Consider the following 20297-nt stretch of genomic DNA (forward strand, 5'->3'; position numbering starts at 1 on the left):
AAAAAGGGGTCGATTTTTTGGCACATCTTTTAGGGCAACAAGCACTGATTGCCATTGTTTCGCATTTATTGTTTATTACCATTACGTGGTGGGCCTTACAAGGTGTTCACATTGAGCGTTTAATGAAGTCTGGAAAGGTGATGCAGACGCGAGTGTTACTCATCCTAATTACAATTGCAATTGGGACATCTGTAAGTAACTTTTTCCTTGATTATTTAGGCTATTCAAAGAGTTTAACGTATTTAGTAAAGTAAGTGTATAGAACCTCATATCTCCGTTAACAATGGGGATAGGAGGGGATGAAATTGAAGCTTAAAGCCATTCTTATTGTTGTGATAAGTGTTGTTTTATTTTTGGTTGGATATAGAGAGATGAAACCGATCAGCGATGAACAGAAAATGGAGAGCATGATTGCAACTTTAGAGAAAAATGATGCTAAAGTAGAGAAGTGGTCATGGTTAGCGCGAGAAACAAAAACAATTTCTAATATACATACGTTTCAAAAGTTGTTAAACGATGTGAAGGACAAGGCGAATATTCAAAAGTGGGAATTAGAGCAATCTCCAGATGGATATAAAGCTACATCCTATAAAAAGTTTTCTTCTTATGAAGAACGAGTAGTAGTAACATGGAGTAAGGAAAATACTAAAGAAAACACTTTCATTATTTTTGAAGTAAGCGGGGCGAAATGGGACCCGAAGTACATTCAGAAAACAAATAAAATTTTTAGTGAAAAACCTATAATTTACACTTGTGTTCAAGGTGTACTGAATGATAAGATTGAAGGTGTTTTGCAAAATAAAACCAATCAGGTTTTGAAAAATCTTTCAGCAAGAGCGATCGAACAGATAGAAGAAAGAGCATTTGTGTCAGTCTCCGCATACAATAAAAAGTGGGATGACGCTCTTTCAACAAATAGAGAGAAAATAAATGTGCAAATAGCAATACGTTCTACAGACAACAAAGATACAATTGTGGTTGGCACACCGATCATAACTTCTGAGTATTGAGTGAATAGATACTGAAAAAAGGACACGGAGGGGAATAATTTGGAAAAGATCATCGTCCGTGGCGGAAAGCGGTTAAACGGCACAGTGCGTGTTGAGGGCGCAAAAAATGCTGTATTACCTATAATCGCTGCAGCCCTATTAGCGAGTGATGGAAAGAATGTACTATCTGAAGTACCAGTTTTGTCTGATGTATACACAATTAATGAGGTATTACGTCATTTAAATGCTGAAGTCGTATTTGAAAATAACCAAGTAACAATCGATGCTTCTAAAGAACTAAACATTGAAGCACCATTTGAATATGTACGTAAAATGCGTGCATCTGTTCAAGTAATGGGACCATTACTTGCACGTAACGGCCGTGCTCGTATTGCACTTCCTGGTGGATGTGCAATTGGTTCACGTCCAATTGACCAACATTTAAAAGGCTTCGAAGCAATGGGAGCAAAAGTACAGGTTGGTAATGGTTTTGTTGAGGCATACGTTGAGGGAGAACTAAAAGGAGCTAAAATTTATTTAGACTTCCCAAGCGTGGGCGCGACAGAAAACATTATGTCTGCAGCTACATTAGCAAAAGGGACAACAATCCTTGAAAACGCAGCGAAAGAACCAGAAATCGTTGACTTAGCGAACTTCTTAAATGCGATGGGAGCGAAAGTACGCGGAGCTGGAACTGGAACGATTCGTATCGAAGGCGTTGATAAATTATATGGTGGAAACCACTCTATTATTCCTGACCGTATTGAAGCGGGAACATTCATGGTTGCAGCGGCAATTACTGGTGGAGACATCTTAATTGAAAATGCTGTACCTGAACATTTACGCTCAATTACAGCGAAAATGGAAGAAATGGGTGTTAAAGTTATTGAGGAAAATGAAGGTGTACGTGTTATCGGCCCAGATAAGTTAAAAGCGGTTGATATTAAAACTATGCCTCACCCAGGTTTCCCAACAGACATGCAATCACAAATGATGGCATTATTACTACAAGCTGATGGAACAAGTATGATTACAGAAACGGTATTCGAAAACCGCTTTATGCACGTTGAAGAATTCCGTCGTATGAATGCTGATATTAAAATCGAAGGTCGTTCTGTTATTATGAACGGTCCAAACAGCTTACAAGGTGCTGAAGTAGGCGCAACTGACTTACGTGCTGCTGCTGCATTAATCTTAGCTGGTTTAGTATCTGAAGGTTACACTCGTGTAACTGAGTTAAAGCATCTTGACCGTGGTTATGTAGATTTCCATAAGAAATTAGCTGCATTAGGTGCAACTATTGAACGTGTAAACGAAAAAGTAGAAGAAGTGAAAGAACAAGAAGTTTCTGATCTTCACGCTTAATTGGAATAGTCTCTACGTCTTTTGACGTAGGGGCTATTTTTTTTGGGTTATTACTGTTATAGTCAATAAATTCTATACTTATGCACGTACCAGTAAAAATATTTAGAAAATTTTTGTTTTATCCTGCGTTAACTGTCCGTAAACATTCGATTGGTGCGGCTGATTAAAGTTTCACTTTATATGGTTCCCCTTCAGTATGTTCTAAAAGAAAGAGTTGTTCCATAAGAATGAATGGAGTAAAGCTTTTGGATATTGGGGGAAATAAGATGAAATTTTCAAAGCCACTTTTTATCACAGTAGCGCTTCTCATAGCGCTCGTTATCATTGTACCTGCTGCTCTTGTTATTCCGTTTGCGAAAGCAAAAGTAGGGGAAGACGCAGCTTCTAAAACTCCTCCAGCGATAGAAAGTATACCAGCTCCAGGGAAAGTGGATACAGAGGTTCAAGTTGCTGTATATCGTGATCAGCAAAAGAAGGTAGAAACATTACCTATGGAGGAGTATGTGACCGGTGTAGTAGCTTCTGAGATGAATGCCAGTTTTGAAATAGAGGCGCTAAAGGCGCAGGCATTAGCAGCGAGAACATTTGTGGTACAGCGTATGCTAAGCGGAGGTAAGAAAAACAATGCGGACGTGACCGATACGGTGAAAGATCAAGTGTACAAAAGTAAAGAAGAATTGAAGAAACAATGGGGTAATAACTACGAAAATAACTTGAAAAAAATCGAAGAAGCCGTTTCGAAAACCGCAGGACAAGTTTTAACGTATGATGGAAAACCAATCTCAGCATCCTTCTTCTCAACGAGTAATGGCCGGACAGAAAATGCAGCTGATTATTGGGGAAATGATTATCCATACTTAAAGAGCGTAGATAGTCCGTGGGATCAAGCCTCTCCAAAATTTACGAGCGAGCAAACATTTACAGTAGCTGACTTTCAAAAACGTCTTGGTGTGAAGGTGTTGGCAGACGGGAAGGTTGGAAATATTAAAGATCTTACGGAAGGAAAGCGAGTAAAAGATGTAGCATTTCAAGGGAAAACATTAACAGGAAAGCAAGTTCGTGAAAAGTTAGATTTACGCTCTTCTGACTTCACGTGGAAACAAGAGGGGGATAAAATCGTCGTTACAACGAAGGGATTTGGTCACGGCGTTGGCATGAGCCAATACGGAGCAAATGGCATGGCGGCGGAAGGTAAGAAATATACAGATATCGTTGCTCATTATTATAAAGGTGTCGAAATAAAGTCGATGAATGATTATGAAGGAAAGTTAATGGTGAAGAAGTAGGGGGAAAAGAGACCGTTCCAAGAGGTATGTTGGGACGGTTTTCTTTTGTTAGTAGATAGGTTCCTTGTCGAATCGTTGATATATTAAAAAAATCGTCAATGTTCAGCGATGACAGAACTCTGTTTAAGGGGCCCATGGATCGCTGGAAGCTATTATAAGGGTGAACGTACAGAAGAATCAATGAAAGACGGTTGACTCTATACAGGAGACATTGTCACGGTTGATTCGGAAGGATGTATTAAGATTGCTGATCGTACGAAAGACTGAATTAAAAGTGGAGGCGAATGGATTTCTTCCGTAGATTTAGAAAATGCCTTAATGTCGCACGATAAAGTGTTAGAAGCATCGATTGTGGCGGTGCCGCATGAAAAATGGCAAGAACGTCCCGTTGCTTGCGTTGTACTAAAAGAGGGACAAGCAGTGGAAAAGGAAGAGATCTGTATGCTTTACTAGAAGCAGATTTTCCAAAATGGTGGATGCCAGACGATATTTTATTTGTAAACGAAATTCCGAAAACATCTGTAGGGAAGTTTCTAAAACATGCGCTGCGTGATCAGCTCAAGACGTATATGGTAGAGCAAAACTAGAGAAGAAGGCTATCCTTTCAGTTGGATAGCCTTCTTTTTATGGTACTTCATAAAATATCTAAATCTTCCATTAATTGTTTGGTATAATAGGATAAAAAGTATTTGGGGGAGACAGAATGGCGTTATTGGAGTTGAGACAATTAGGGAAGACGAACCAGTTACCAGCAGTTGAACTGAAGGTTGAGAAGGGACAATGTGTTGTTTTGCAATGTAATAACCATACAGCTAAAGTATTGCACCGCATTATTATTGGTGAGGAAGAAGCTTCAACTGGCAATGTGCTATTTGAAGGTAAAGCGATTGGAAAGAAAAATTATTCTCGCATCGGCTTTTGTTTTTTGAAAGATGAAGCATATGATCGTTTGAAGGTGAAGGAATACTTTAAGTTTTTAATAGGGCTGTATGAATCGAATATGAGTACGGAAGAAGTTGTACAATATGTCGGCCTCTTAGATAAGTTAAACGTTAAAATAGAAAAACTATCATTTTCAGAGAAACGTCGCCTTCATATCGGGAGAGTGATGGTTCATAATCCAGACTTAGTTATTTTGGAAGAGCCGGAGCAAAATGTAGATACAGAGAGCACAATTATTATTCGAAAATCAATTATGAAAATGAAAGAGCAAGGAAAGGCCATTTTTATTACGTCATCCTTTCTATCGGACGCCCTTTCGTTAACAGAAGATGTATACATATTAAACAATGATGGTGTGAAAAAAATAGAAATCGAACAAGAAGAAGTTGAAGAGGTGGATGAAGAGAAGGTCGTGCAAATGATTCCGCAAATGAAACTTGAAAGAATTCCAGCGAAAGTAAACGATAAAATCATTTTACTTGATCCGATGGAAATTCATTTCATTGAAACGCAAAACGGAGTGACACATATTCATGTGCGTGAAGGTGATTTCGTATGTGCATTAACATTAAGTGAACTAGAAGCGAGATTAACAGGATTCGGGTTCTTTAGATGTCATCGCTCGTACCTTGTGAATTTACAAAGAGTACGAGAAGTGATTACGTGGACTCGTAATAGCTTTAGTTTAATTTTGGATGACGAAAGAAAAAGTTCAATCCCGCTTTCAAAAGGACGAATGGATGAATTAAAAGGTGTGATTGGGCTATAAAAATTGCTCCAATAAGCTCAAAATACGATTCATTCACCGGTAAAAATACTCCTTTTACTGGTATTTTACTGCGAAACCTCTTTGTTTTTCATATGATTGAGTCAAGAAAAGCGAAACAAACAAACGAAAAGCGAAACAAACAAACGAAAAGCGCTAAAGCGACTTTCATCTATAAAGGAAAAAACAAAGGGGATGACGAGATGACATTGGCAATTGAAATGAAAGATGTAATGAAAAGTTTCAACGAAAAAACAGCACTTCGAAATGTAAATATTGAAGTGAAGCAAGGAGAAATTTTTGGATTCCTCGGACCGAGTGGATCTGGAAAAACGACAACAGTAAAGATTTTAACTTCTCAATTGCTGCATAGTGTTGGAACAGTGAGGGTACTAGGCAGAGATATTACAGGCCCAAGCAGCATCGATTATAAACGAATTGGTATTTTAACAGACAACAGCGGTTTATATGAAAGACTTAGCATTTATGATAACTTACTATTATTTTGTGACTTATATGATTGTAAAAAAGAACGAATTGATGAAGTGCTAGCGCAAGTGAATCTATTAGATGATAAAAAAACACCAGTAAAGAAACTATCAAAAGGAATGAAGCAGCGCGTTACATTAGCTAGAGCAATCCTTCATAAACCAGATATCCTCTTCTTAGATGAACCAACATCTGCACTTGATCCAGTAAACGTACAAAACATTCATAAAATCTTAAAAGACTTAAATAAAGAAGGGACGACGATTTTCTTAACGACGCACAATATGGACGAAGCGGAAACGCTTTGTAATCGCATCGCCTTTCTATGCGGCGGAGAAATTGTAGCGCTTGATACACCAGAAAACCTTCGCTTACAATACGCGAAAGATCAAATACAAGTCGTATTAAAAGATAAGCAAAAAGAAATCGTGCAAAAAGATGAATTAGGTGCAAAACGCATTTCAGAATGGATGAAAAAAGGTGAATTACTATCCATTCATTCACACGAACCAACGCTAGGCGATATCTTTATTGAAGTTACTGGGAGGGGATTATAATGACATTTTCAATGAGACGTGTATCAGCTATTTTTAGAAAAGAAGTACAAGATTTTAAGACAAATTCACAAGTTTTGTTAATGGCATCTTTACCAATTATATTTGCATTTATATTTAGCCGATTTGGAGAAGGACAGGCAGGAGTTGGCATTATTACTTTAATGTCCTTTCTATTTGTAGCAGGGTTTGTTCAATCAATGGTAATTGCAGAAGAGAAAGAAAAACATACGTTACGTGTGTTAATGCTATCACCGGCTTCTTCTGTTGAAGTCCTTCTTGGAAAAAGTATATTAACAGCATGTTTAACGTTGGGTATTTCCATTGTAAACTTATTCATCTTAGATCAATTAAGTGGCAATCTCTTATTGCTAGCATTTATTTTCTTATGTGGAACAATTCTATTCATTTTAATTGGAACAGTAATTGGATTATTAGCTGAGTCTGTCCCGCAAACATCACTAATTGGAATGCCAATATTAATGACGATGTATTTAGCTGTACAATTTGAGCCAATGGTTGAAAATAAAGTAATTAAGACGATGATTAGTTATCTTCCAACATCTCATCTTGAAAAAGCGATTAAAAGCTTAGTGGAGGGTGCTGGGTTTAGTAGTATTAGTGGGCACATGCTAAATGTTGGAGTGTGGCTCGTTATTTCACTTATTGCATGTTTAATCGTATATAAAAAGAAACAATTGGACTAAAAACTGAGCCGAAAGTGCTCAGTTTTTTATTTTTTCTATCATTTCCTCGGAAATTTTACAATTCCTATACATATTTTTACAGATTTTGTCGAAAAGTAATTAGTTATACGTTGTATAGGATACGTGAATATTGTTCAAAATGATTGCTGAGGTGATGATGGAATGCGAGGAAGAAATAATAAAAAGTCGCAAAAGGTAGTACATTTATTTCAAAAAAGATGGGTGTTTCCGGCACTATACATTGCATGTGCAGCGGTAATTTTAATGGTTGCGCTATGGTTCCAAGGAGCTAATCCGAAGAAGACTCCGAACCAAGATCAAGCAACACCGTATACACAATCGGAAGATCCAGCAGTACCAGTAACGAAATCTTCAGAAGTAGTGAAAATGCCAGCTGCCGCTAATGCGGAAGTAGTCGTGCAGAAGAAATTCTATGAAGATGCAGCAACTGAGGCGGAACAAGAAAAAGCACTTGTCTTTTATAACAACACATATTCCCCAAATAAAGGAATCGACATTGCTGCGAAGAATGGAAAAGAATTCGATGTAGCTGCTGCTTTAAGCGGTACAGTAACGAAAGCTGAAAAAGATTCACTTCTTGGTTATGTTGTAACAGTTGATAGCGGAAATGGTGTAGCAGTTTCTTATCAAAGCTTAGGCAGTGTGAAAGTAGAAAAAGGTGCACGAGTTGCACAAGGTGAAGTATTAGGAAAATCCGGTCTAAGTGCAATGAATAAAGAAGCAGGTTCTCACGTTCACTTTGAAGTACGTAAAGACAACGTGGCCGTGAACCCTGAGCGCTACTTAAATAAGTCAGTAGCAGAAATTAAAGCTGATGCAGGTGCTGCAAAGGCAACGAACGCTTCTGGTAAAAAAGCTGAAGACAAATCTCAAAAAGAAGAGAAGTCGACGAGCACGAAACCAGAAAATAAAACAGAAGACAAGTCTCAAAAAGAAGAGAAATCAACTAGCGGTTCGACTAGTGACAAAAAAGAAGAGCCGAAGAAAGAAGAAAAATCAACAAATGGTTCTACAGAATCATCTAACAGTTCTTCTTCACAAGAATAAGAAAGTGAAAAAATCAGTTCTCACTAGGAGAGCTGATTTTTTTTTCATTTTCATATAAAAATACTCGATTTCGAGAAAAAAGTTGCAATAACAAGGAAATATGACGAGATTCTCGAATATATATTACAAAAAGGAGGGGATACTGTGTCATTTTTATTTGTTCTGTCGACTGCTATTATTTTATTGTTTGTTTTATTCACTTTATATTATTATATTGCCGGTAAGAAAGAGGTTCCCCACCATCAATTGTTAGAAGAAGAGTTGGAACGAGAAGAATGACACCTTATATACAAGGTGTCATTTTTTTTCGCAAAAATAGTCACTGTTGACGTATTTCTCACGAAAAAACGTAATTTTTCTTAACTTAGTCCGCAAAAATAGTGAACATGTAGCATATATCAGTAGTGCGGGCAATACAATGGTATAAACCAAAGCAAAGAGAGTGTTTGAGGTGAGAAATCGTGAATCATTTCATTATAAATCCAAGGATGTTTAACGCTTACAAACAGCACTCACACTTACTTCTTAGTCATATGCAGCGAGGCTCATTTCACCCTTCTCACATCCAATTTAGGGAGGCGAGTGGTGTGCACGATTACATCAAAGAGAGAACTATCAAGATTGGTAAGTATATCGTGGAGACAAGAAAGACAGTGCGTGTCATTGCAAAGGAATTTGGGGTATCAAAGAGTACAGTCCATAAAGATTTAACGGAACGTCTACCAGAAATTAATCCAGAGCTCGCAAATGAAGTGAAAGAAATTCTTGATTATCATAAGTCTATTCGTCATTTAAGAGGCGGAGAAGCAACAAAACAAAAGTATAGAAAAGAAGATGTAGAAAAGCCGGTCCGTCAATAAATATGCGATCGCAAACATTCCGTTTCAATTCGGTAATATTTTTCAGAAGAATTCTTTTTGCGAATATTACGTTTCTGTTAAATTTATGATAAAATCAGAAATTAGGTGTAAAAGAATTCGGGTGTAACCTGATTTTGAATATCGAGGAGGAAATGACGGGAATGTTTGCGCGAGATATCGGAATTGACCTAGGTACGGCTAATGTATTAATTCATGTTAAAGGCAAGGGTATTGTATTAAATGAGCCATCTGTTGTGGCAATTGATCGTAACACAGGTAAAGTATTAGCAGTAGGTGAAGAAGCAAGAAGTATGGTGGGACGTACACCTGGTAATATTGTAGCAATTCGTCCACTTAAAGATGGTGTAATCGCAGATTTCGAAATTACAGAAGCAATGTTAAAGTATTTTATTAACAAATTGGACGTGAAGAGCTTCTTTTCAAAACCTCGCATTTTAATTTGCTGTCCAACAAATATCACATCTGTAGAACAAAAAGCAATTCGTGAGGCTGCTGAACGTTCAGGTGGTAAAACAGTATTTTTAGAAGAAGAACCAAAAGTAGCCGCAGTTGGTGCTGGTATGGAAATCTTCCAACCAAGCGGTAACATGGTTGTTGATATTGGTGGAGGTACAACAGATATCGCTGTACTATCTATGGGTGATATTGTTACCTCTTCCTCTATCAAAATGGCTGGCGATAAGTTTGATATGGAGATCTTAAACTACGTTAAACGTAAGTATAAGCTATTAATTGGAGAACGTACTTCAGAAAATATTAAAATTAAAGTTGGTACAGTATTCCCAGGTGCACGTAGCGAAGAGCTTGAAATTCGCGGACGTGACATGGTAACGGGCTTACCACGTACAATTACAGTATGCTCTGAAGAAATTACAGAAGCACTAAAAGAAGACGCGGCTATCATTGTACAAGCTGCAAAAGGCGTACTAGAGCGCACGCCACCAGAACTATCTGCGGACATCATCGACCGCGGTGTTATTCTAACGGGCGGTGGAGCTTTACTACACGGTATCGACATGCTTCTAGCAGAAGAACTAAAAGTACCAGTATTAATTGCTGAAAACCCAATGCAATGTGTTGCTGTTGGTACAGGTATTATGTTAGAGAATATCGATAAATTACCAAAGCGTGCTTTACGATAAAGTGAAACTTTAATAAGTGGGGGCATCCCCCACTTATTATTAGCTCGCAAATAGTAGGAAAAATGAGAAGAACTAAGGTGTTAACCGAAGTTCTTTTTTGTTTTTTTATTCTTTCATTTTTTTATTTTATTTTGATTTATTGAGAAAATAGAAGAAAAATAAAGAAAAACGAAGGAAATAGGTAAAATATTCATATATATGGTTAAATTTAATATTTCCTTATTTGAAAACGTTTATAATATAATGAGTCGAATACGACATTAAGGCAAATCATGTTTCAGTACATATTGCCTTTCCCTAATTTGGGCATACACTCTTTTCTACCTCCGTGTCAGTTGCTGGAATATGCAGCTATTTTAAGAGAATAGAGTGTGTGCATTTTTTTATATATAAAGCTGAAAAGATATTAAAGTTTCACTTTATCCCGCATTAACGGGCAGTAGGATTCCCACCTCAAAATTCAGCGAGTGCAAGGGAGTTAGGCGGGAAATCAACTGCCCGTAAAAGCCCGATTGGTGAAGGCTAATAATCAGTGGGAAAGGTCACCCACTGATTAAAGTTTCACTTTATAATGACAAACAATAAACAAAATGGGATAATAAACAATATGTCCAAGTGGTAAGACCAATATTACAAAAGGGGCGATTGTTACATGCTAAATATAGAACAAATTAAAGAAATCATTCCTCACCGCTATCCATTTTTACTTGTTGATAAAATATTAGAAGTAGATGAAGGAAAAAGAGCGGTTGGAATTAAAAATGTATCCGCAAACGAAGAATTCTTTAACGGGCACTTTCCTGACTATGCAGTTATGCCCGGTGTACTTATTGTAGAAGCGTTAGCACAAGTTGGAGCAGTTGCGGTATTAAAGAAAGAAGAAAACCGCGGAAGACTTGCTTTCTTCGCTGGTATCGACAACTGTCGTTTCAAAAAACAAGTACGTCCAGGTGATCAACTTCGCCTAGAAGTTGAAATGACACGTGTACGTGGTCCAATCGGAAAAGGAAAAGCAATCGCAACAGTAGATGGTGAAGTTGCATGTGAAGCTGAAATTACATTTGCGATTGGTGATAAAAAAGAATAGATGTTAATTAAAAAAATTCTTCTGTAACATGCAGAAGAATTTTTTTAATTAATGTATTTTTGATTCGAAATATTAAAATGCAGAGTAATCAGAATTTTTATTGTAAATGTATGGAAGTTTGTATATAATGACGCTATAAATATCTTGGAATTAAGATAAATGATAACGCGATGAAAATAGAGATATCGTTGTCACATTATAGAAGGTGTGGAATAGGACAAAGGTTATTCTGATTCGTTATGATGGATTGTAGAGGAAAGTAATGGAGAAATTTAACGGTAGAAGTAAATGAAAAATTGGCGTAGCATATCGAGCATAAAGAGAAAAAGGGGAAAATGTCGTATTCTGAAAAAGGAGACCATAACATGTTCGGGAGAAAGAAAAGAAAGCCATTAAGACAATTAATTACAAATAAAGAGCCTAAATCACGCATTGCGGAACAGTACCGTAATATCCGTACAAATATTGAATTTACATCTGTAGATAACCATATTCGTTCTATCATTGTCACTTCAGCAGATCCAGGTGATGGGAAAACAACGACCATTTCTAATCTAGCAGTTGTTTTTGGACAACAAGGGAAAAAAGTATTGTTAATTGGAGCTGACTTACGTAAACCAACATTGCAAAATTTATTCGCTGCACACAATCCAAATGGATTAACGAATTTATTATCAGGACAAGCATCGTTTGTGCAATGTATTCAAAAAACAGACATAGAGAACGTATATGTTATGTCAGCAGGTCCAATCCCACCAAACCCAGCAGAGCTACTTGGATATCGTAAAATGGATGAAGTACTTCTAGAGGCATATAAGATGTTTGACATCGTTCTGATCGATACACCACCTGTATTAGCTGTTACAGATGCACAAATACTCGCTAATAAATGTGATGGGATTGTATTAGTAGCACGCAGTGAAAAAACAGAAAAAGATAAACTAATAAAAGCAAAACAAATATTAGATAAAGCATCCGGAAAGCTACTTGGTGTTATATTAAACGATAAAAGAGAAGAACAAGAGCAATATGGATATTATTAGAAAATAATGTATGAAATAGTATTTTTTTAAAGCTAGTAATTTTTTTACTAGCTTTTTTGAATTGTTTTAAAATTCTGTATCGCATTATACAAAAAAAATGATATAATGGAATTTTTGTCAAATTGATGGAATGTGTTGTCATATTTAAGATTATTTTGTAAGATTATATATGTTTTTAAATAAGAAACGTACATAGATATTACTAAAATAAAAAAATGTAAGATTTATATGTTATAATTTTTGTTATGTGCAAATTTTAGAAAGTTGGAGGAACTTATGGAAGAAACAATTAGTTTGAAAGAGTTATTTCATATTTTAAAAAAACGTTTAGCAATGATCCTCGTAATTGCCTTTGGTGCCGCTATAGTAAGTGCTATCATTAGCTTCTTCTTCATGACACCAATCTATCAATCTTCTACGCAAATTCTTGTTAATCAGAAGAAACAAGAGGGATCAATGTTTCAAGCTGGTGAAGTTCAAACGAATATTCAATTAACGAATACATATAAGGTTATTATTAAAAGTCCAGTAATCTTAGATCAAGTGAAGGAAAAATTAAATTTAAATATGGTAGCGCAAGATTTAACAAAGAAGATTAATGTTGCGAATGAAAAGGATTCACAGGTTATTTCTGTTACGGCTGAGGATAAAGATCCGAAAGTCGCTCGTGATATTGCAAATGCAACTGCGGACGTATTTAAAGGTGAAGTTGCAAAAATTATGAACGTTGATAACGTAACAGTACTATCTAAAGCAGAAATTGCAGAAAATCAATCCCCAATTAAACCACGCCCAATGTTAAATGTAGTAATTGCCTTCATTGTCGGTTTAATGGCTTCAGTTGGTCTTGCATTCTTACTAGAATACTTAGATAACACAGTGAAAAAAGAAGAAGATGTAGAAAATTTACTTGGTTTACCAGTGTTAGGTATTGTGGCTCGTATGGATGAAGAAACAACAAGTGTGAAATCACATGCTCCATCATCAAGAAAAGTGAGGGGACAAACAATTGGCTCTTAATTTATTTAAAAAGAAAAAAAATCATCGTCAACGCCGTCAATTAATTGCTCATCAACAACCGAAATCACCAATTTCAGAACAATATCGTAATATTCGAACGAATGTTGAGTTTGCAGCTGTTGATACGAATTTACATTCATTAATGGTAACGTCTGCGAACCCAAGTGAAGGGAAAACTACAACAACAGCAAATATGGCGGTTGTGTTTGCTCAGCAAGGAAAGAAAGTTTTATTAATTGATGCAGATATGCGTAAACCAGCGATGCATCAAATGTTCCAAGTAGATAATATTTTCGGATTAACGAACGTATTAACACATAGTGAACGGTTAGAAAAATGCGTACAAACGACAGCTGTAGATAATCTGCACTTTTTAGCTTGTGGCCCAATCCCACCAAATCCAGCAGAATTATTAGGATCAAAATCAATGCAAGAACTTCTTGGACAAGCATACAGTATGTATGATTTGGTCATTTTTGATTTACCGCCAATTTTAGCGGTTACAGATGCACAAATTATGGCAAATGTATGTGATGCTTCTATTCTTGTCGTGCGTAGTGAATCGACAGAGAAAGAATCAGCTGTAAAGGCAAAAGGATTATTGGAATCGGCTAAAGGTAAGTTGTTAGGTGTTGTTTTGAACGATCGTGAACGTGAACAAGGTCTATATTATTATTACGGTGCAAACTAATTAAAAGAGTGAGATATGACAAGAGCATATCTCCTTTTTTCCCTTGAATATGAGGGATTTCTCATATTCAAGGGAAAAAAGATTTTTATATGAGGGAGGATGAAATGAATGATAGATTTACATTGTCACATTTTACCTGGTATCGATGACGGTGCACAGACAGTAACAGATAGTTTAGTGATGGCACAAAAGGCAATAGAGGAAGGTATTCATACAATTGTCGCAACACCACACCATCAAAATGGAAAATATATAAATGAACGTACCTCAATTATTCATCAAGTAAAACAACTAAATGATGAACTGCAACAACATAATATTCCACTTACCATTTTACCGGGGCAAGAGGTCAGGTTATACGGTGATTTATTAGAAGACTATGAAGCTGGTAAAATCGTTACTTTAAATGAAACAAACAAATACATATTCATTGAATTTCCAACTAATCATGTACCTCGTTATGCAGAACAACTATTTTATGAACTACGTGTAAAAGGAATGATTCCAATTATCGTTCATCCCGAACGTAATGCCGAGTTAATCGAGCGGCCAGATAAGTTATATAACATTGTTAATAAAGGTGCATTAACACAAGTAACGGCAGGCAGTTTACTAGGTAAGTTTGGTAAAAAAATTAAAAAGTTTTCGCTACAGCTTGTGGAACATAATTTAACCCATATGATCGCATCAGATGCGCATAATACAACATCAAGAGGATTTCATCTAGCAGAAAGCTATGAACTAATAGAGAAAGAATTTGGCGCAAGTGTTATGAATGATTTAAGAGAGAATCCGTATTTAATAATTAGCGGGAAAGCAATTTATAAAGAAGATCCAGAACAAATTCGTCGTAAAAAGTTGTTTGGCATCTTTTAAATAAAGAACAGGTGATGTCTCCTAACCGTTATCAACGGAGGCACTCGGTCGTGCTGTGGGTAGAAATTTTTATTTCGAACCTACCTTAGACGCTTGTCGTCGGGAGTATGACGTGAGGATGGGTTAGATGCCCATAATTTATTTGTAATAGAAACTCTACCTATGGAGTTATAAACATGACTCTATAGGTAGGGTTTTTGTTATTGTTACATATGAATAAACTGATATGGAGGTCTATAATTGAAAAAAGTAAAAAAGGCAATTATTCCAGCTGCTGGTCTGGGGACAAGATTTTTACCAGCAACGAAAGCGATGCCGAAAGAAATGTTACCAATCGTCGATAAACCGACCATTCAATACATAGTAGAAGAAGCAATAGAATCAGGAATTGAAGATATTATTATTGTTACTGGAAAAGGAAAACGTGCAATTGAAGATCACTTTGATCATTCCTTTGAATTAGAACAAAGCCTTTTAGAAAAAGGGAAGCATGAAATGCTTGAGAAAGTACAAGCTTCTTCAAGAATTAATATTCATTACATAAGACAAAAAGAGCCAAAAGGGCTTGGCCATGCAGTATGGTGTGCGCGCAAATTTATTGGAAATGAGCCATTTGCGGTATTACTTGGTGATGATATTGTACAAGCAGAAACACCGTGTTTACGTCAATTAATGGACCAATATGAAGGTACACAGTCTTCGGTTATTGGTGTACAAACAGTACCTGAAAATGAAACACATCGTTACGGTATTATCGATCCAATGGAACAAAATGAACGTCGTTATCAAGTGCGTCAATTTGTTGAAAAACCAGAACAAGGTACAGCACCATCAAATTTAGCGATTATGGGTCGTTATGTATTAACGCCAGAAATCTTTATGTTCCTTGAAAATCAACAAACAGGTGCTGGTGGGGAAATTCAATTAACAGATGCGATTCAACGATTAAATGAAATTCAACGTGTATTTGCATATGACTTCGAAGGGACTCGTTATGATGTTGGGGAGAAGTTTGGCTTTATTAAGACTACCATTGAGATGGCACTTCAGCATGAAGAATTGAAAGATGAATTGATGAAGTATATGAATGAACTTGTACAAAGATAAAAGGTACATGCATAGGGAAGCAAGTCCTTTTATTATCAATTAAGATGTCAATTATATAAAGAAGGGAACATGTATATTGAGTTATCGAAAACGGCTCTCATTATTAATTTTATTAGATTCATTTATTGTATTAACCGCCGTATATTTAAGTTATTGGTTCATACACCCAAATGTATTAAACAAAATCCCTGCTACAGTAATTATTAGTTCTATTACATTATTGTGTAGTCATCACATTTTTGCGTCTATTTATAAGCTTTACAATAAAGCATGGGAATATGCAAGTATTGGGGAACTGAAACAAATATTTAAGGCAATTACACTTTCTATTATTGTAACAGCAATTGTTCAACAAATTGTAAACCATGATATTTATGTTCGAATTTTAGCGATTGCATGGATGTTACATTTATTATTAATTGGTGGATCTCGCTTTGTATGGCGTATATTCCGTGATACATATATTAAAACAGCTAATGATAAAAAACGAACATTGATTGTTGGTGCAGGTTCAGCGGGAAATATGGTAGTAAGACAGTTACTACATAATAAGGAAGCTGACTTGTACCCAATTGCGTTTGTTGATGATGATAGAAATAAACAAAAATTGGAGATTTATAATGTGCCAGTTGTTGGTACAACAAATCATATTCAAGAAATTGTAGAAGATAACGATATTGAACATATTATTATCGCTATTCCTTCTTTAAATAGAAGCCAAATCAATGAAATTTTTGAGAAGTGTAGAAAAACAAAGGCGAAAACGCAAATTGTACCGATGCTTGAAGATCTTTTAGATGGTAAAGTTTCTGTTAATGAATTCCGTGATGTGCAAGTGGAAGATTTGTTAGGAAGAGAACCAATAAAGCTGGATGATGCAGGAATCGGAGAAAAGATTACAGGAAAAACAATTTTAGTAACAGGTGCTGGTGGATCAATTGGTTCAGAAATTTGTCGTCAAGTAATGAAATATAAGCCAGCAAAAATTGTGCTTTTAGGACATGGTGAAAACAGTATTTATAATATCGAAATGGAAATGCGAGTTACTTATAAAGACGTCGTAGAAATTACAACGGAAATTGCGGATGTTCAAGATCGACATAAAATATTTGAAATAATGGAAAAGCACCAACCATATATCGTATACCATGCTGCTGCGCATAAGCATGTACCTTTAATGGAACGTAATCCTGAAGAGGCCGTGAAAAATAATATTTTCGGTACGAAAAATGTCGCAGAAGCAGCAGATACATTTAAAGTAGATACGTTTGTTATGGTATCAACGGATAAAGCTGTAAATCCTACCAATGTAATGGGAGCTACAAAACGATTTGCAGAAATGATTGTTCAACATATGGCATCTGTCAGTGCTAATACACGTTTTGTTGCAGTTAGATTCGGTAACGTTCTTGGGAGTAGGGGAAGTGTAATCCCGCTATTTAAGAAACAAATTCAAAAGGGTGGACCTGTAACAGTTACCCATCCTGATATGATTCGTTACTTTATGACAATACCAGAAGCTTCAAGATTAGTTATTCAGGCCGGGACGCTAGCTAGAGGTGGAGAATTGTTTGTACTAGATATGGGTGAGCCAGTGAAAATTGTGGATTTAGCTGAAAATTTAATTACTCTTTCAGGTTATTCTATTGAAGAAATTGGAATTGAATTTACTGGATTAAGACCGGGTGAAAAAATGTATGAAGAGCTCTTAAATGAAGGAGAAATTCATCCGGAACAAATATTCCCCAAAATTCACATAGGAAAAGCAGTTTTGATGGATCAAGTAATTCTAAGCCGGTTTATGAATGATTTTGAGTGGATGAGTAAAGAGGAAATACGAGAAAGATTATTAGATATTGCTAATAATAAAGTTAGTATTGAAAATTGATTTTGGGAAGGAAGTTTTTTTAATGGGAGATAGAGTATTGCTGTCATCACCACATATGAGTGATGAAGGTTATGAGATGGAGTATGTTAAAGAAGCATTTGATACAAATTGGATTGCACCACTTGGGGAAAATGTAAATGGATTTGAAAGAGAACTAGCGGTGAAAGTTGGCTCTAAAGCGGCAGCAGCACTATCTTCTGGAACGGCAGCAATTCATTTGGCTCTAAAAGCGGCTGGAGTAGAAGAGGGGGATGTTGTTTTTTGTCAAACACTTACCTTCTCTGCTACAGCAAATCCTATTATTTATCAAAATGCTACTCCTGTTTTTATAGATAGTGATTATGAAACTTGGAATATGTGTCCTAAAGCATTGGAAGAGGCTTTTAAAAAGTATCCCAATGTAAAGGCGGTTATTGTAGTTCATCTGTACGGTCTTTCTGCGGATATGGATAAAATTGTTGAGCTTTGTAAAAAATATGATGTTATTTTAATTGAAGATGCTGCGGAGTCTTTAGGGACGTACTATAAAGGTAAACATACCGGTATTTTTGGAGATTATGGTATTTTTTCTTTTAATGGTAATAAAATTATTACGACTTCCGGCGGTGGAATGCTTGTGTCTGATAGCGAAGAAAAAATTTCAAAGGCAAGATTTTGGGCTACTCAAAGTAGGGATCAAGCAAGACATTATCAACATAGTGAACTAGGATTTAACTACCGTATGAGTAATGTAGTTGCCGGCATCGGTAGAGGACAACTTAAAGTATTAGACGAGAGAGTACAAAAGAAAAGATACATATTCAATTTTTACAAGAGAGAATTAGAAAATCTTGAAGGCATTAAGTTTATGCCTAGTAATGAATGGAATGAACCAAATTATTGGTTAAGTTCTATGACTCTGAACGGAAAAATCCGACCGATTGATGTGATGGTAGCTCTTGAAAAAGGAAATATTGAATCTAGACCAGTATGGAAGCCAATGCATTTACAGCCATTCTTTGAAAAATATGATTTCGTTGGGACAGATGTATCGGAGAAACTATTTGAGAATGGTGTTTGCTTACCAAGTGATACAAAAATGACAGATAAAGATTTACATAGAGTCGTAAAAATTATTAAAGGACTGTGGTTAGCATAATGAAGAGTTCTAAAGGTGGCATTTATAGAAGATTTATAAAAAGACCAATGGATTTTATACTATCTTTAATCGCCATTATAGTGCTTAGCCCGGTACTCCTTATGGTTGCTTTTCTCGTGAAAACTAAATTGGGTAGCCCAGTATTATTTAAACAAGAGCGACCGGGGGTGCATGGAACTGTTTTTAAGATGTATAAATTTAGAACTATGACAGATGAAAAGAATGTAAACGGTGAGCTACTACCTGATAGTGTAAGACTTACTAAGTTCGGGAAATTTTTACGTTCGACATCACTTGATGAGTTACCAGGTCTGTTTAATATCTTTAAAGGCGATATGTCAATTATAGGACCAAGGCCTTTATTAGTTCAGTATTTACCACTATATAATGAACATCAAAAGCGTCGCCATGAAGTTAGGCCTGGATTGTCAGGGTTAGCGCAAGTTAATGGGCGAAATGCTATTAGTTGGGAAGAGAAATTTAATTATGATGTAGAGTATGTAGATAATGTAAGTTTCACTACAGATTGGAAGATTATTCTTTTAACAATTAAGAAGGTTTTTATTAGAGAAGGGATTAATTCAGAAACTGCTGCTACAATGGAACCATTTAAAGGGAATGGAAAAGGAGGTATAAAGTTATGAAAGAGAAACTCCTTATAATAGGGGCTAGTGGCCATGGAAAAGTCATAGCTGATATTGCACTGAAAATGAATAAATGGAAGAGTATTGCTTTTTTAGATGATAACGAAAATGTAAAATCTTCAATGGGAATAGAAATAATTGATAAATCAGCAAGCATCTCAAAGTATATAGATGATTACGATTTTTTTGTTGGAATTGGTAATAATGCCATACGAGAGAAGATACAGGGACAACTTGAAGCTGAAGAGGCGAGTATCCCGGTATTAATTCATCCGAGCGCAACTATTGGAGAACAGGTTTATTTGGAAGCAGGTACTGTAGTTATGGCAGGAGCTGTAATTAACTGTTGTACTAAAATCGGGAAAGGGTGCATTATTAATACTGCTTCCACAGTAGATCACGACAATGTAATTGAGGACTATGTTCATATATCACCGGGGGCACATTTAGCCGGGACGGTGAAAGTTGGAAGAGGTACTTGGCTGGGAATTGGTAGTGTAGTAAGTAATAATATAAATATTACACATAGCTGTAAAATTGGTGCAGGAGCTGTGGTAATTAGAGATATAACTGAATCTAGAACTTATGTAGGGGTTCCGGTAAGGAGAGTTTAA

The 20297-nt window shown here is 36.1% G+C and carries 21 protein-coding genes and 1 pseudogene; all 22 read left to right on the forward strand.

What is annotated here, in order from left to right:
* The first annotated feature begins 17 nt into the window (after positions 1 to 17).
* A complete protein-coding gene (locus tag MNO09_RS03260) occupies positions 18 to 254 on the forward strand; it encodes a DUF1146 family protein (RefSeq protein WP_000940744.1) in 237 nt (78 codons plus the stop codon).
* A gap of 51 nt (positions 255 to 305) precedes the next feature.
* Positions 306 to 1010, forward strand: coding sequence for a YwmB family TATA-box binding protein (locus tag MNO09_RS03265; RefSeq protein WP_000767923.1), 705 nt, complete (start codon positions 306 to 308; stop codon positions 1008 to 1010).
* Positions 1011 to 1049: 39 nt separating this feature from the next.
* The gene (gene murA, locus MNO09_RS03270; protein WP_000411269.1) at positions 1050 to 2354 is read left to right on the forward strand and encodes a UDP-N-acetylglucosamine 1-carboxyvinyltransferase; all 1305 of its coding nucleotides are present in this window, start codon (positions 1050 to 1052) and stop codon (positions 2352 to 2354) included.
* Positions 2355 to 2620: 266 nt separating this feature from the next.
* The gene (gene spoIID, locus MNO09_RS03275; RefSeq protein ID WP_088107504.1) at positions 2621 to 3640 is read left to right on the forward strand and encodes a stage II sporulation protein D; all 1020 of its coding nucleotides are present in this window, start codon (positions 2621 to 2623) and stop codon (positions 3638 to 3640) included.
* Between the two features lie 108 nt (positions 3641 to 3748).
* A pseudogene (locus MNO09_RS03280) lies at positions 3749 to 4227 on the forward strand (AMP-binding enzyme); the annotation flags it as partial.
* 116 nt (positions 4228 to 4343) lie between these two features.
* Positions 4344 to 5351: a LytTR family transcriptional regulator DNA-binding domain-containing protein gene (locus tag MNO09_RS03285; RefSeq protein WP_001185974.1), complete on the forward strand. Its 1008-nt coding sequence runs from the start codon at positions 4344 to 4346 to the stop codon at positions 5349 to 5351.
* Between the two features lie 200 nt (positions 5352 to 5551).
* On the forward strand, positions 5552 to 6394 hold the full coding sequence (locus tag MNO09_RS03290) for an ABC transporter ATP-binding protein (protein WP_088107503.1): 843 nt from the start codon (positions 5552 to 5554) through the stop codon (positions 6392 to 6394).
* Positions 6394 to 7098: an ABC transporter permease gene (locus MNO09_RS03295; protein ID WP_000144456.1), complete on the forward strand. Its 705-nt coding sequence runs from the start codon at positions 6394 to 6396 to the stop codon at positions 7096 to 7098. Before MNO09_RS03290 ends, MNO09_RS03295 begins: the two co-directional genes overlap by 1 nt.
* A gap of 162 nt (positions 7099 to 7260) precedes the next feature.
* Positions 7261 to 8166, forward strand: a complete 906-nt coding sequence (gene spoIIQ, locus MNO09_RS03300; RefSeq protein WP_001214932.1) for a stage II sporulation protein SpoIIQ — start codon at positions 7261 to 7263, stop codon at positions 8164 to 8166.
* A gap of 144 nt (positions 8167 to 8310) precedes the next feature.
* Positions 8311 to 8445 (forward strand): hypothetical protein, encoded by a 135-nt coding sequence (locus tag MNO09_RS03305; RefSeq protein ID WP_000008903.1) that lies wholly within the window; start codon positions 8311 to 8313, stop codon positions 8443 to 8445.
* A 308-nt stretch (positions 8446 to 8753) separates the two neighbouring features.
* On the forward strand, positions 8754 to 9026 hold the full coding sequence (gene spoIIID / locus MNO09_RS03310; RefSeq protein WP_000544012.1) for a sporulation transcriptional regulator SpoIIID: 273 nt from the start codon (positions 8754 to 8756) through the stop codon (positions 9024 to 9026).
* Positions 9027 to 9187: 161 nt separating this feature from the next.
* Positions 9188 to 10189 carry a rod shape-determining protein gene (locus tag MNO09_RS03315; protein ID WP_000457990.1) on the forward strand — a complete coding sequence of 334 codons (1002 nt, stop codon included), beginning with the start codon at positions 9188 to 9190 and terminating at the stop codon, positions 10187 to 10189.
* Positions 10190 to 10841: 652 nt separating this feature from the next.
* A complete protein-coding gene (gene fabZ / locus MNO09_RS03320) occupies positions 10842 to 11276 on the forward strand; it encodes a 3-hydroxyacyl-ACP dehydratase FabZ (protein WP_000931959.1) in 435 nt (144 codons plus the stop codon).
* A 365-nt stretch (positions 11277 to 11641) separates the two neighbouring features.
* The gene (locus tag MNO09_RS03325) at positions 11642 to 12319 is read left to right on the forward strand and encodes a CpsD/CapB family tyrosine-protein kinase (RefSeq protein WP_088047748.1); all 678 of its coding nucleotides are present in this window, start codon (positions 11642 to 11644) and stop codon (positions 12317 to 12319) included.
* Positions 12320 to 12595: 276 nt separating this feature from the next.
* On the forward strand, positions 12596 to 13339 hold the full coding sequence (locus tag MNO09_RS03330) for a YveK family protein (RefSeq protein ID WP_064476125.1): 744 nt from the start codon (positions 12596 to 12598) through the stop codon (positions 13337 to 13339).
* Entirely contained in the window at positions 13329 to 14030 is a 702-nt protein-coding gene (locus MNO09_RS03335; protein WP_064476126.1) for a CpsD/CapB family tyrosine-protein kinase, read from the forward strand. The genes MNO09_RS03330 and MNO09_RS03335 overlap by 11 nt, the downstream gene beginning before the upstream one ends.
* 108 nt (positions 14031 to 14138) lie before the next feature.
* Complete coding sequence (locus MNO09_RS03340) at positions 14139 to 14906, forward strand: tyrosine-protein phosphatase (RefSeq protein WP_088107502.1); 768 nt, start codon at positions 14139 to 14141, stop codon at positions 14904 to 14906.
* Positions 14907 to 15146: 240 nt separating this feature from the next.
* A complete protein-coding gene (gene bpsC / locus MNO09_RS03345; protein WP_088107501.1) occupies positions 15147 to 16013 on the forward strand; it encodes a UTP--glucose-1-phosphate uridylyltransferase BpsC in 867 nt (288 codons plus the stop codon).
* Positions 16014 to 16089: 76 nt separating this feature from the next.
* Positions 16090 to 17901, forward strand: coding sequence for a polysaccharide biosynthesis protein (locus MNO09_RS03350; RefSeq protein WP_088107500.1), 1812 nt, complete (start codon positions 16090 to 16092; stop codon positions 17899 to 17901).
* A gap of 22 nt (positions 17902 to 17923) precedes the next feature.
* Positions 17924 to 19039, forward strand: coding sequence for a DegT/DnrJ/EryC1/StrS family aminotransferase (locus tag MNO09_RS03355; RefSeq protein ID WP_048560358.1), 1116 nt, complete (start codon positions 17924 to 17926; stop codon positions 19037 to 19039).
* Positions 19039 to 19683, forward strand: coding sequence for a sugar transferase (locus MNO09_RS03360; RefSeq protein ID WP_088107499.1), 645 nt, complete (start codon positions 19039 to 19041; stop codon positions 19681 to 19683). Before MNO09_RS03355 ends, MNO09_RS03360 begins: the two co-directional genes overlap by 1 nt.
* Positions 19680 to 20297, forward strand: a complete 618-nt coding sequence (locus MNO09_RS03365) for an acetyltransferase (RefSeq protein ID WP_064476129.1) — start codon at positions 19680 to 19682, stop codon at positions 20295 to 20297. The genes MNO09_RS03360 and MNO09_RS03365 overlap by 4 nt, the downstream gene beginning before the upstream one ends.

Origin of the sequence: Bacillus sp. N5-665 (assembly GCF_022637375.2) — a bacterium.
Classification (GTDB): Bacteria; Bacillota; Bacilli; order Bacillales; family Bacillaceae_G; genus Bacillus_A; species Bacillus_A wiedmannii.